The following is a 12,885-nucleotide window of genomic DNA, read 5'->3' on the forward strand; positions in this document are numbered from 1 at the left end:
CGGTCGGACGGTCGTCGCCCGCGGCGACCAATTCGGCGCCGAAGCCGTCACGGCGGTAGATGTTGCGCAGGCCCGAGAAGGTCAGCGAGGCGGCGGGAATCAGCTCTTTGGGCGGGGGCGCGTCGGGTGCGAGCTGCAGCGCCGACAGGTCGGCGTCGATGCGCCAGCCGCTCACCTGCGGAATGGCGGCCACCGACATGTCGCTCTTGCGGTAGCGGCTGAACAGGCCGGTGATGGCGCGCTGCACCGCGTAGTTGTAGTAGTCGCGCACCTGCGTCTGGCGGTCTTCGAAGGCGCGGTCGCGCGGCTTGCGCGCCGTGTGGAACAGGTAGGCGTAGGCGTGGCGCGCAGTTTCCAGCCAGGCTTCGATGGCCTCGGGCGCCATGGGCTGCGCGGCCGAGCCGCCGTCGCCGCCCGCCAGCGCGAGCTGCAGCCACACCTCGGACAGTGCCGACATGCGTTGCTCGTCGTTCAGGCCGGCGGAGGTGGCAAGGTTCTGGCGGCAGGCGCGGCCGTCCTTGCGGCACTGGTCGGCATCGGAGCCGATGACGCGCAGCACTTCTTGCGCCGAGCTGCTGAGCTGGCCGGTGGTGAGCACGTCGCCGCGCCGCTGCGCCAGGTAGTCGGCCGGCGAGATGGTGCCGACCGTGACGCCGGCGCAGCCCGTGAGCAGCGACAGCGCCAGCAGCAGGGCGGGGAAGCCGACGCGCCTCACGGCGCCACGCCCGGCAGGCCGTTGCGGATGGCCTGCGAGAAGTTCACGCCGGGCTGCCGGTCGGTGGCGATGGCCCGGTCGGTGATGCGGCCGCCGGCGCGCAGCGCGTCCATGCTCAGGCCGGGTGTCAGGCCGCCCACGTCGTGCAGGTACTCGGGCAGGTAGCCCGAGGCCAGCAGGCGGTAGTCCATCGGCAGGCCGGGCACGACGTGCCTGGCGAGGCTGTAGACGATGGTCGTGCAGTTGGCGGTGAGCGTGTTGTAGAAGCTCGGCGCGCGCGCCAGCGCATTGGCCTCGCCCACGTAGCCGAGGAACAGCGAACGCATCTCGGCCTGCGGCAGGCGCACGCGGTACATGTAGACGTCTTCGCCGCGCACGTTGGTGCGCACGCGCAGGATGTCGTGCTCGTCGGCGGCCACGAGGCTGTTCTCGAACTGCTTGAAGAAGCCACCCACGGACGAGAAGCTCTCGCCGCGCTCCTTGCGGATCTCGATCGAGAAAGTGACGAACTGGCCGTCGTCGAAGCCGAAGGACACCAGCGTGTGGGCGATGGCCGGGCCGGTCCAGTACGACAGCGACACGTCGACCGAGCGCAGGCGGTCCAGGTCGTAGCGGCGCGTGTCCCAGCGCACGGTGTAGTCGGTGTCGCTGCGCCAGTCGAAGTTGCGCACGTTCTCCATCGTGACCACGCTGCCCTCGACGCGCGGCTTCAGGTGGCGCGCCACGTCGTCGGCCCATTCGCGATGCTGCGAGGGCGCGATGGTGCCCCACCACTCGAGCAGCACGACGAAGCCGATGGCGTAGGCCAGCAGCGAGCGGCCGGCCTTGCCGCGCCACAGCAGCACGATCGCCGCCAGGCCGAAGAGGCCCCACAGCACCATCGCGCCGACCTTGACCGGCAGCGTCGCGGGCAGCTGGTACCAGAGGGCCGCGCAGGCCCAGGCGGCCGACAGCAACACGGCGAAGCTCACCAGCAGACGGCCGAGGGAGCGCAGGAGGATTCGGAGCATGAAGAAACGCGGAGGTGGAGGGCGGCCGATTCTCGTCGAGTTGCAGCCGCCGCCGTCGGGCTACAGCGGGTAGGTCACGAGCTTGAAGTCCGGGTCTTCGGGGAAGGACTTCACCGAGAAGCCCAGCCGCCGCACCAGCTTGAGCATGTCGGGGTTGCCGGCCAGCACCAGCCCGTCCATCTCGGAAAGGCCCCGGTCGCGCGCCACGTCGATGATGCTTTCCATGAGGCGCGAGCCGATGCCCTTGCCGCTGAACTCGTCGGCCACCACGAGCGAGAACTCGCAGCTGGTCTGGTCGGGGTTGGTGATGTAGCGCGACACGCCCACGATGCGCTCGCTCTCGAGCACGGTGCCGTCGGGCGCGGTGCTGCGTTCCATGATGGTGGCGACCAGCGCCATCTCGCGGTCGTAGTCGATGAGCGTGAAGCGCGACAGCATCGACGGTGGCAGCTCGTGGAAGCGCGAGACGAAACGGAACCAGCGGCTTTCGGGCGACAGGCCCTGCACCAGCGCCTGCAGCATCTGCGCGTCGTTCGGATGCACCGGCCGCACGACGTACGCGCCGCCACCGGGCAGCGGCCATTCGCGCCGGTAGCGCGCGGGGTACGGCATGATGGCCAGGTGCTGGTAGCCGTTGCCCACCGGGCCCGCCACGGCCTGCGTGCTGCTGTCGACCACGATGCGCGCATCGACCGACACCGCGCCGTGTTCGTCCACGATGATGGGGTTGATGTCCATCTCGCGCAGCTCGGGCAGCTCGCACACCATTTCGGACACGCGCAGCAGCACGTCCTCGATGGCTTCCATGTTCACGGGGTTGGCGCCGCGCCATTCGCCCAGCGTCTCGGCCACGCGCGAGCGCTCGATGAGGTGGCGCGCCAGGAACTGGTTCAGCGGCGGCAGCTCCATCGCGCGGTCGTTCATGAGCTCGATCATAGTGCCGCCGGCGCCGAAGACGATCACCGGACCGAAGGGCTGGTCGGTGACCAGGCCCACGTAGATTTCGCGCCCGCGCCGCGCGCGCACCATCTTCTGCACGGTCACGCCGTTGATGCGGGCGTCGGGCGCCAGGCGCGCCACGCGCTCCATCATCTCCAGGTAAGTGTCGCGCGCGCTGGTGCCGTTCATCACGTTCAGCGCCACGCCCTCGACGTCGGACTTGTGCGAGATGTCGGGCGAGTCGATCTTCAGCGCCACCGGAAAGCCCAGCTGCGTGGCGATCATCATGGCCTCGTTGGCGCTGCGCGCGAGCAGGGTGCGCGTGATCGGGATGTGGAAGCACGACAGCAGCGACTTCGATTCCATCTCGGTCAGCACCTTGCGCCGCTCGGCCAGCACGCTCTCGATGAGCAGGCGCGCGCCGTCGATGTCGGGCTTGGCCAGCGCCGACAGCGGCGGCGGCGTCTGCTGCAGCAGCTGCTGGTTCTGGTAGAAGGCCGCGATGTTGCCGAAGGCGCCCACGGCCGCCTCGGGCGTGCGAAAGCTCGGGATGGTGGCCTCGGCCAGCACGGCCCGCGCATTGCCCACCGAGGCATCGCCCATCCAGCACGACAGGAGCGGTTTGGGCATGGGGCGCGGAATGTCGGCCAGCGCGCGCGCCGTGGCGGCCGCGTCGACGCCGGCCTTGGGCGAGAAAATGGCGAGCACGCCGTCGATCTGGCTGTCGGCCGAGGCCGTGTCGATGGCGGCGCGAAAGTGCGCGGGCGTGGCGTCTTCCGACAGGTCGATGAGGTCGGTGAGCGACGCGAGCGCCGGCAGCGAGGGCTGCAGCGAGCGCTGCGCGGGGGCCGAGAGGCGGCCCAGGTCCAGGCCGATCTCGTTGATCCAGTCGGCCGCGAGCACGCCGGGCCCGCCGCCATTGGTGACCACGGCCAGGCGCTTGCCCACCGGCCGGTAGCGCGAGGCCAGGCACTTGGCGGCCGAGAACAGCTCGACGAAGGAGCGCACCCGCACCGCGCCCGCGCGGCGCAGGGCGGCGTCGAACACGTCGTCGCTGCCCACGATGGCGGCGCTGTGCGTCTGCGCGGCCTCGTTGCCGGCCGGCTTGCGGCCCGCCTTGAGCACCACCACCGGCTTGGCGTGCGAGGCCGAGCGCAGCGCGCTCATGAAGCGGCGCGCATCGGCAATGCCCTCGAGGTACACGATGATGCTGTGCGTGCTCGAATCGTTGGCCAGGAAGTCGAGCACCTGCGGAATGTCGACCGAGGTGTGCGGGCCGAGCGACACCACGCTCGAAAAGCCCACGCCGTTCTGCCGCGCCCAGTCGAGCATCGAGGCCGTGAGCGCGCCCGACTGCGACACCAGTGCCAGCGGCCCGGTGCGCGCGAGCGGGCCGGCCACGCTGGCGTTCAGGTGCAGCGGCGGGCGCTGGAAGCCCAGCGAATTGGGGCCCAGCAGGTGCACGCCTTCGCGGCGCGCGATCTTGCGCCACTGCGCGGCCTGCTCGGCGGCGATGCCGGTGGAGATGACCACCGCGGCCTTGCAGCCGATGCGGCCCGCGATCTCGAGGGCGGCCGCCACGTCGTGCGGCGCCAGCGCGATCAGCGCCAGGTCGGCGTGCGTCTGCGCCAGCTCTTCGAGCGTGCCCTGGGTGCGCACGTCCAGAAAGCGCAGCGTGCCGTCGAAGCGGTCGGCCCGGAAGGCTTCGCGCAGCGTGCGGCCCAGGGCGGTCTGGCCCCCCGGATCGCTGGGCTGGCCGACGAAGGCCACGATCGACGCCGGGGCGAACAGGGGGGTCAGGAAATGCTTGTCCATGCCCTAGTTTGCCCGGATCGGGGCGTGCCGCAAGCACCGCGTGTACACTCGCCGGCTCATGTCGCGCCTTTCACTTTCCCCCGTTGCAGTATCCAGCGCCGCCGTTGTCGGCCGCACGATGCCGTTCGCCGCCTGCGTGCGAACGAGCGACGCAGTGAATGCACGAATGATTACCACCATGACCGCCGCGGCCCCCTGAGCACGCGCAGGGTGGCCGCTCCGGCAGCCACCTGGTGTCTCTTCTCCCGAATGAACGAAACCCAGCTGGCAGCTGGGTTTTTTTGTTTTTGTCCTGTTCGTTCGTTGTTTGGAGAAGCCCATGTACCGCGATCCCGTCTCGTCCTTCCTGCCCCAGCCCAGCCATCCTGCGGCCATTCGCCCCCTGCGCGTCGGCATGATCGGCATCGGCACCGTGGGCGCGGGCACCTTCCGCGTGCTGGCCCGCAACCAGGCGCTCATTGCCGCCCGCGCCGGGCGCGGCATCGGGGTGACGGTGGTGGCGGCGCGCAACCTCGCGCGCGCCCAGGGCATCGTGGGCGAGGGCGTGGCGCTCACGGCCGACCCGATGCAGGTGGCCACTGACCCCGATGTCGATGTGGTGGTCGAGGTGGCCGGCGGCACCGGCCCGGCGCGCGACTGGGTGCTGGCGGCCATCGCGCACGGCAAGCACGTGGTCACGGCCAACAAGGCGCTGCTGGCCGTGCACGGCCCCGAGATCTTCGCCGCCGCCAGCGCGCACGGCGTGGCCGTGATGTACGAGGGCGCGGTGGCGGTGAGCATCCCCATCGTGAAAGCGCTGCGCGAAGGCCTCACGGCCAACCGCATCGAATGGGTGGCGGGCATCGTCAACGGCACCACCAACTTCATCCTGAGCAAGATGCGCGACGAGGGCCTGGACTTCGGCGACGCGCTCGTGCAGGCCCAGGCGCTGGGCTATGCCGAGGCCGACCCGGCCTTCGACATCGAGGGCGTCGACGCCGCCCACAAGACCGCGCTGCTGGCTGCCAACGCCTTCGGCATGCCGGTCTGCTTTGCCGACGCGCAGGTCGAGGGCATCACGGCGCTGCAACGTGTGGACGTGGCCTGCGCCGAGCAGCTGGGCTTTCGCGTGAAGCTGCTGGGCGTGGCGCGCCGACGTGAAGAAGGCGTAGAACTGCGCGTGCAGCCCGCGCTGGTGCCCGCCACGCACCTGCTCGCGCAGGTGAACGGCTCGATGAACGGCATCATGGTCAAGGGCGACGCGGCGGGCGTCACGATGTACTACGGCGCGGGCGCCGGCTCGGAACAGACCGCCTCGGCCGTGATCGCCGACCTCGTCGACGTGGCGCGCCTGGACGGCACCCACGCCGGCCAGCGCGTGCCGCACACGGGCTTTCATGCGCATGCGGTGCGCGAACTGCCGGTGCTGCCGCGCGCGGCCGTGCGCAGCGCGCACTACCTGCGCGTGCCGGTGCAGGCGGCGACCGACATCGCGGCCGTGGCCGAGCTGCTGGCCGCGCAGCGGCTGCCGGTGCGGCAACTGGTGCTGGCGAACGGGCCGGCGGATGCGGCGCCGCAGGTGCTGGTGATCACCGAGTCGGCGCTGCAAAGCGCGGTCGATCTCGCCTTGCACGCGTTGCAGACGAGCCCGGTCGTGGCCGGGCCGGTGATCGCACTGCGCGTGGAAACGCTGGACGACTGAAGGGCGCTCAGGGGTCGGACGCGGGTGCGCGCAGCCGCGGCTCCCAGTCTTCGACGCGCCCCGCATCCACCCGCTTGCGAAACGTGGTGCGCCAGCGCTCGGCCAGGGCGGGCAGGGCGGCGGCCTGTTCCCATTCGGGGGCGAAGCGCGCGTCGCGCGAGAACAGCAACGCGATGAGGCGCGACAGCGGCCAGTCCGGGTGCGGGCGTTCCACGCGCGTGGCCAGGGCGCCGGCCCGCACCCAGCCGGGTTTGAGCACGCGGTAGTACCAACCCGTGCAGCCGCGCGCCTGCATCTCGCGTGCCATGCCGGGCCTGCCGAAGTGCGCGTCGAGCTTCCAGCAGGGCTGCCGGCCCTGCGACACCTGCACCCGCGCATCGCCGAGCTGCACCACGTCGCCGATGCACACGGTCGATTCGTTCCAGCCGGTGGTCGAGACGTTCTCTCCGAAGGCGCCCGCATTCGACAGCAGCTCGCTTTGGTGGCTCGCCGAGGCCCAGCCCGCGTAGTGCTCGCGCGGGTAGTGGTGCACGGCCTTCTCGACACCGCCGTGGATGCGCAGGTCGGCCTGCGCGTCGCCCTGCAGGCCGGTGGACGACAGCCACAGTGCATCGGCCGTCGGCGTCTTGCGGATGCCGCTGCGTGTGCGGCCGTCGGGCAGCAAGGCCACGGGGCCGACCAGCAGCGCGTCGATGGGCAGGGCGGGTTGCGTCATGCGAGCTGGTCCAGCCACGCGGTCAGCATGCGCGTCGCGGCATCGGAGCGCAGATCGGCCAGCTCGGCGCTGCGGGCGCGCAGCGCAGGGATGTCGATGCCGGCCGCGGCCAGTTCGTGGTGATGACCGATGAGCCAGGGCTCGATGCGCGCGGGATCGGCCTCGGGGTGGAACTGCAGCGCGAGCGCATGGCGGCCGTGGCTGAAGGCCTGGTGCGGCGTGCGCGCGGTGCTCGCCAGCAGTTCGGCACCGGGCGGCAGGTCGAAGGTGTCGCCGTGCCAGTGCAGCACGGGTTCGCCGTCCAGCGCCGCGAGGCACGAGGCCCGGCCCGCCGCGCTCAGGTCGACCGGCGCCCAGCCGATCTCCGTGTGCCCCGACGGGTACACGCGCGCGCCGAGCGCATGGGCCATGAGCTGCGCGCCCAGGCACAGGCCCAGCGTGGGCCGCTGCAGCGCCAGCCGTTCGCGCAGGCCGGCGATCTCCTCGGCAAGCCACGGGTAGGTCGCCGTGTCGTAGGCCCCGATGGGGCCGCCGAGCACCACGACGAGGTCGGCGCTGCGCCACTCGTCGTCGCTGAGCGCGGACGGGACCGCCTGCCGGTAGTCGATGGCGTGGCCGGCCTGGGTCAGTACGTTGGCGAAGCGTCCGAGGTCTTCGAAGGCGAGGTGTTGCAGGGCGATGCATGGCATGCGGTGAGTGTCCTTTCTTCGTTCAGGCGCGGCAGGCGGTGTCGTCGCACGGGCCGTCTGGCGATGCGTCGCCTGCAGGTTGTGCAATGAGGTGCGCAGGCGCTTCTTCGGCCGCGAGCTGCCCGATGGCGGCGCCCAGCGCCATGTCGTCGAGCAGGCCGAAGTGACTCATGCGCAGGCGCCCCTGCCGGTCGACCAGCACCGTGCTCGGCGTGCCCTGCCACTGGTAGTCGCGCATCGTGGCGGGAATGCCGCCGGTGGGCGAGGGCTGGTCGATGCCGATGGGAAAGCCCAGGCGGTACTCGCGCACGAAGGCGTCGAGCGCGGCCGGTGTCATGACGTCGTGGTGCTCGAACACCGAGTGCAGGCCGATCACCGCGACGTCTTTCGCGGCGAAGAGCTGCCGCGTTTTCTTCGCCTGCGGCAGGCCGTGCGACACGCAGGCCGGGCACAGCATCTGGAACGCGTGCAGCACCACGACCCGGCCGCGCAGCGACGCGAGCGTGACGGGCGCATCGGTGTTGAGCCACTGCGCGACCTGCAGCTCGGGTGCCTCGGGGCGCGGCCAGGCCATGTCAGGCTGCCTCGGTGCGCAGCTTCACCTGCGGAAAATCCACCGGCACCTGGAACGCCACGTTCACGTAGTTGGTGAACAGGTTCAGCGCGACGTGGGCCAGGATCTCGACGATGTGCCGGTCGTCGAAGCCCACGGCGCGCAAGGCCTGCACGTCGGCGTCGTTGACCTGGCCGCGTGCATCGACGAGCTTGAGCGCAAAGCGCAGCGCCGCCGCCGTGCGCGGGTCGGCCGATTCGCCGGCCTGTGCGGCCGCCATGTCGGCGGCCGACACGCCCGCCTTGCGGCCCAGCGCGGTGTGGGCCGCGAGGCAGTAGTGGCAGGCGTTGCGGTCGGCGACGGCCACGGCGATCTGCTCGCCGAGCTGCGCGGGAATGACGCCGCCGCCGAGCGCGCCGAACGATCCCCAGAGGCTGCGCAGCGCCGCGGGCGAATTGGCGACGGCGCGGAACATGTTGGGCGTGGCGCCGAAGGCACCGTGGATCTGGGAGAGCAAGACCTGGGCGTCGCCGGTGGCGGCGGTGTCGGTGACGAGGTTGACGCGGGGCATGAAGACTTCCTTTCGGTGATGACGATGGATGCAGTGTCTTCCCGAAATCCGTATGATTTGAACGCTTTCATCCATTCAACATACCTTTTCGTCCAATGCCGAGCGCACCGCCCCCGCCGCCCATCGACAGGCTCTCGTCCCTGCTTGAACGCTTCCGTGTCCGGGCCCACCTGTTCCACACGGGGCCGCTGTGCGGCGTGACGCACTTCGCGGCGAAAGAGGGGCGCAGCTTCCTGCATGTGATGCGGCGCGGCGAGATGGTGGTCACGCATTCGGCGCCGTCGGTGCGCGCGGCCGGCGTGCCGCGCAAGCTGGTCGTGAAGGAGCCCAGCCTGCTGTTCTACCCGCGTCCGCTGGCGCACGACTTCCACAACGCGCCTACCGAAGGTTCGGATTTCGTCTGTGCCACGGTCGACTTCGACGGCGGCGAGGCGCACCCGCTGGTGCGCGCCTTGCCGCCGCTGGTGCGGCTGCCACTGCATGCGGTCGACGGCCTCGAAGCTTCGCTGGCGCTGCTGTTCGCGGAAACCGGGCGCGTGCTGTGCGGGCACCGGCTGCTGGCCGACCGGCTGTTCGAGGTGGTGCTGATCCAGCTGCTGCGCTGGCTGCTCGACCATCCGCAGGAGAGCGGGGTGCCCGCCGGCCTGCTGACGGGCCTGGGCGATCCGCAGCTGGCGCGCGTGCTGGTCGCGCTGCACGAGCGCCCGGGCGAGCCGTGGCCGCTCGAACAGATGGCCACGGAGGCGGGCATGTCGCGCAGCGCGTTCGCGGCGCGCTTCAAGTCGGTGGTGGGTGCGACGCCCGCGGACTACCTCGCGCAGTGGCGCCTGACGATCGCGCAGGCCGAGCTGCGCACGGGCGCGTCGGTCAAGACGATTGCCGACAGCCTCGGCTACGCCAACGCTTCGGCGCTGTCGCGCCTGTTCGCGCAGAAGGTGGGCGTGTCGCCGCGCGAATGGCTCGCGCGGCAGTCGGCTTGAACGTTCAGTCCGCGGCGCGCAGGAAGCGCTCGGTCAGCAGCACCCAGTAGGCGCCGCCCACGGCAACGTTGCTGTCGTTGAAGTCGTAGCCCGGGTTGTGGACCATGCAGGCGCCGTGCGCGTCGCCGTCGCCATTGCCGATGAGCAGGTAGCAGCCGGGCACGCGCTCCAGCATGAAGGCGAAGTCTTCGCTGCCCGGCAGCGGCGGCGTCTGCCAGGTGACCTGCGCCGGGCCCACGAGTTCTTCGGCGACGGTGCGCGCGAAGGCGGTCTCTTCGGGCGTGTTGACCAGCACCGCGTAGCCGGGCCGCCAGTCGATCTGCGCCTGCACGCCGAAGCTCTCGGCCTGCGCGGCCACCAGCGCCTTGATGCGGGTTTCGATCTTCTTGCGCACCTCGCGATCGAGGGCGCGCACGCTCACCTCGAGCACGGCGCCTTGCGGGATCACGTTGTTGGCCTTGCCCGCGTGGATGGCGCCCACCGTGACCACCGCCATCTGCAGCGGGTCGATGTTGCGCGAGACCACGCTCTGCAGCGCCATCACGATGCTGGCCGCGGCCACGATCGGGTCGGCCGCGCGGTGCGGCATGGCGCCGTGGCCGCCCACGCCGGTGAGCGTGATGGTGGCGTAGTCGGACGAGGCCATGGCCGGGCCTTCGCGCATCGCCAGCCGGCCCTGCGCCATGCCGGGCATGTTGTGCATCGCGAAGATGGCGTCGCAGGGGTAGCGCTCGAACAAGCCGTCGTCGATCATGCGCACCGCGCCGCCGCCGCCTTCCTCGGCGGGCTGGAAGATCAGGTTCAGCGTGCCGTCGAAGCGCCCGCGTTCGGCCAGGTGCTGCGCTGCCGCCAGCAGCATCGCCGTGTGGCCGTCGTGGCCGCAGGCGTGCATCACGCCCGTGTGCGCGCTGGCGTAGGCCAGGCCCGTGGCCTCGTCGATGGGCAGGGCGTCCATGTCGGCGCGCAGGCCGAGGCGGCGCGTGCCGCTGCCGCGCACCAGCCGGCCCACCACGCCGGTGCCGCCCACATGGCGCTCGACGGTGTAGCCCCAGGCTTCGAGCTTCTCGGCCACCAGCGCCGAGGTGCGGTGCTCGTCGAAGCCGAGTTCGGGGTGCTGGTGGATGTCGCGGCGGATGCCGATGAAGGTGTCGGCGCTGGCATGCAGGTCGTTCAGGAGGGCGGTGGTGCTCATTGGGGTTCCAGGCGGATGGACTTGGCGATGTCGCGGTAGCGCGCGGTCTCGGCTTCGTAGAACTTCGCCGATTCGGCGAGCGTCGTCTGCGGCGAGGCCAGCTGCGTCTGGGCGGCGAGCTGCTCGCGCACGCTCGTTTCCTTCAGCGCCGCGCCGACGGCCTGGTGCAGCTTCTGCACCACGTCTTCAGGTGTGTTCTTGCGCACGAAGAAGCCGCTCCAGGTCTTGTAGTTGACGTTCTTCAGCTCCTTGCCTTCGCTGGCGGTGGGCACGTTCTTCAGCAGCTCCGAGCGCTGCCCGCCGAGCTGGCCGAGGATCTTCAGCCGGCCCTGGTCGGCCAGCGCGCCCATGGCGGCGCTGTAGACCAGCACGGCAAAGTCGACCTGGCCGCCGCCGATGTCCTGCAGCAGCGGCGCGTTGCCCTTGTAGGGCGCGTGCATGAGCTTCACGCCGGTGTCCAGCTGCACCTTCTCGAGGATCAGGTGGTAGAGCGAGCCGATGCCCACGCTGCCGTACGACAGCGGCTTGTCGGGCGACTTGCGCGCCAGTGCGATGAGCTCGTCGACGCTGTTGGCCGGCAGGTCCTTGCGGGCGACGAAGACCATCACGGCCTCGGCCACCGGGTGCACCATGCGGAAGTCTTCGGCCTTGAGCTTCACGGCCGCATTGGCCAGCGGCGCCAGGATGATCTCGTTGGGCGAGCCCTGGAAGAGGTAGTAGCCGTCGGCCGGCGCGGCCAGCACCTTCTGCGCGGCCATGGCGCCGCTCACGCCGCCCAGGTTCTCCACGACCACCTGCTGGCCCAGCGCCTTGCCCAGCGGCACGGTGAAGATGCGCGCGGTGGCGTCCGAGGGGCCACCGGCCGGGTAGGGAACCATCAGGTTCACGGGCTTGGCGGGAAAGCCGTCGGCACGGGCGGGGCCCGCGGCCGCCAGCATCAGCCCGCAGCCGAGCAGCAGCGCGGATCGGAAGAGCGAAGTCGTCGTCAAAGTCATGTCTCCTGGGGTGGTGCCGGCTCGTGGGGCCGGATGCAGGGGAATGCTAGGAGCGGCCCGACGCAACGTCCAATGCATTGTTGGCTGCATTAGCATGAGTCCAATGCATTCATGAAAACGAGGTTTTCGCCATGACGCTGGTTCAACTGAGGCACCTGATTTCGCTGGCCCACACGGGCTCGTTCAGCCAGTCGGCGCAGGCGCTGCACCTGACGCAGCCCGCGCTCAGCCGCAGCGTGCGCGCGCTCGAGGACGAGCTGGGCATGCCGCTGTTCGACCGCATCGGCCGGCGCAACGAGCTCACGGTCTTCGGGCGCGAGGTGCTGGAGCGCGCGCGGCTTTTGGTGTCGGAGGCCGAGGCGCTGCGCGACCGCGGCCGGCAGATGCGAGAAGGCGAGGGTGGCACGGTGCGCATCGGGCTGGGCTCGGGGCCGGGCGCGCTGCTGATGACGCCCTTCCTGCTGCACATGGCGACGCACCATCCGGCCGTGCGCACCGTGATCGCACGCGGCAGCACCGACCTGCTGGCGCAGGCGCTGCGCGAGCGCAGCCTGGACGCGCTGGTGGTCGATGCGCGCGCGCTCAAGCCCGCGCCCGACCTGGTGCTGACCCACGTGTACGAGCTGCGCGGCGCCTTCCTGTGCCGCCGCGGCCATCCGCTCACACGGCTGCGCAAGGGTGTGAGTTTCGAGGCGGTGCAGCGCTACCCGATCGCCTCGACGCCGCTGAGCGACGAGGTGGCGCGCGGGTTGGTCGAAACCTACGGCCCGCAGGCGCATCCTGCCAACTGCGTGACCCTGCAGTGCGAGGAGCTGCCAAGCATCGCCGACGTGGTGCGCCAGAGCGACACGGTGCTGCTCGCGGTGCACGAGTCGGCACCCGACCTGGTCGAGCTGCGGATGGAGCCGCCGATGCGCGGCACGGCGCGCTTCGGGCTGGTGACGCTGCGCCAGCGCACCGAGGCGCCGGCGCTGGCGATTCTTCGCCGGTTGATGAAAGAAAGAATGGCAGGGACGTAGGGCGTCGTCTG

Annotated in this window: 11 protein-coding genes and 1 pseudogene; 3 read left to right on the forward strand and 9 right to left on the reverse strand. The window is 70.7% G+C overall.

The genetic code is table 11. The annotated features are described in order from the left end of the window. From AC07Y4_RS01315 to AC07Y4_RS01325, 3 genes and pseudogenes are all read right to left on the reverse strand, one after another. Positions 1-715, reverse strand: a pseudogene (locus AC07Y4_RS01315) (alpha/beta hydrolase); the annotation flags it as partial. After that, the gene (locus tag AC07Y4_RS01320; RefSeq protein ID WP_487846998.1) at positions 712-1,725 is read right to left on the reverse strand and encodes an Lnb N-terminal periplasmic domain-containing protein; all 1,014 of its coding nucleotides are present in this window, start codon (positions 1,723-1,725) and stop codon (positions 712-714) included. The pseudogene AC07Y4_RS01315 and the gene AC07Y4_RS01320, both read right to left, overlap by 4 nt. Positions 1,726-1,785: 60 nt before the next feature. Beyond that, positions 1,786-4,479, reverse strand: a complete 2,694-nt coding sequence (locus tag AC07Y4_RS01325; RefSeq protein WP_487846997.1) for a bifunctional acetate--CoA ligase family protein/GNAT family N-acetyltransferase — start codon at positions 4,477-4,479, stop codon at positions 1,786-1,788. A 319-nt stretch (positions 4,480-4,798) separates the two neighbouring features. Here AC07Y4_RS01325 and AC07Y4_RS01330 point away from each other — a divergent pair, with 319 nt between their 5' ends. Next, positions 4,799-6,160, forward strand: coding sequence for a homoserine dehydrogenase (locus tag AC07Y4_RS01330; RefSeq protein ID WP_487846996.1), 1,362 nt, complete (start codon positions 4,799-4,801; stop codon positions 6,158-6,160). A gap of 7 nt (positions 6,161-6,167) precedes the next feature. Here AC07Y4_RS01330 and AC07Y4_RS01335 read toward each other — a convergent pair whose 3' ends face one another. Genes AC07Y4_RS01335 through AC07Y4_RS01350 form a run of 4 tightly spaced genes read right to left on the reverse strand, consistent with a single transcriptional unit; the run spans position 6,168 to position 8,688 of the window. Next, positions 6,168-6,875: an MOSC domain-containing protein gene (locus AC07Y4_RS01335; protein WP_487846995.1), complete on the reverse strand. Its 708-nt coding sequence runs from the start codon at positions 6,873-6,875 to the stop codon at positions 6,168-6,170. Continuing rightward, entirely contained in the window at positions 6,872-7,564 is a 693-nt protein-coding gene (locus AC07Y4_RS01340) for a glutamine amidotransferase (protein ID WP_495274105.1), read from the reverse strand. The genes AC07Y4_RS01335 and AC07Y4_RS01340 overlap by 4 nt, the downstream gene beginning before the upstream one ends. A 22-nt stretch (positions 7,565-7,586) precedes the next feature. Continuing rightward, on the reverse strand, positions 7,587-8,138 hold the full coding sequence (locus AC07Y4_RS01345) for a redoxin family protein (protein ID WP_159277027.1): 552 nt from the start codon (positions 8,136-8,138) through the stop codon (positions 7,587-7,589). Position 8,139: 1 nt separating this feature from the next. Beyond that, complete coding sequence (locus tag AC07Y4_RS01350; RefSeq protein WP_307583653.1) at positions 8,140-8,688, reverse strand: carboxymuconolactone decarboxylase family protein; 549 nt, start codon at positions 8,686-8,688, stop codon at positions 8,140-8,142. A 95-nt stretch (positions 8,689-8,783) separates the two neighbouring features. On the opposite strand from AC07Y4_RS01350, the gene AC07Y4_RS01355 reads away from it, so the two are divergent. After that, positions 8,784-9,668 (forward strand): AraC family transcriptional regulator, encoded by an 885-nt coding sequence (locus AC07Y4_RS01355; RefSeq protein ID WP_487846993.1) that lies wholly within the window; start codon positions 8,784-8,786, stop codon positions 9,666-9,668. Positions 9,669-9,672: 4 nt separating this feature from the next. On the opposite strand, the gene AC07Y4_RS01360 is transcribed toward AC07Y4_RS01355, so the two are convergent. Together AC07Y4_RS01360 and AC07Y4_RS01365 are read right to left on the reverse strand one after the other, a co-directional pair. Next, positions 9,673-10,860 (reverse strand): M20 aminoacylase family protein, encoded by a 1,188-nt coding sequence (locus AC07Y4_RS01360; RefSeq protein ID WP_487846992.1) that lies wholly within the window; start codon positions 10,858-10,860, stop codon positions 9,673-9,675. After that, a complete protein-coding gene (locus tag AC07Y4_RS01365; RefSeq protein WP_062472854.1) occupies positions 10,857-11,855 on the reverse strand; it encodes a tripartite tricarboxylate transporter substrate binding protein in 999 nt (332 codons plus the stop codon). The genes AC07Y4_RS01360 and AC07Y4_RS01365 overlap by 4 nt, the downstream gene beginning before the upstream one ends. Before the next feature lie 131 nt (positions 11,856-11,986). Between AC07Y4_RS01365 and AC07Y4_RS01370 the strand changes: the two genes are divergently transcribed. Beyond that, entirely contained in the window at positions 11,987-12,874 is an 888-nt protein-coding gene (locus AC07Y4_RS01370; RefSeq protein WP_487846991.1) for a LysR family transcriptional regulator, read from the forward strand. Positions 12,875-12,885: the final 11 nt, after the last annotated feature.

The organism is Variovorax sp. GW460-12-1-14-LB1 (assembly GCF_059423605.1).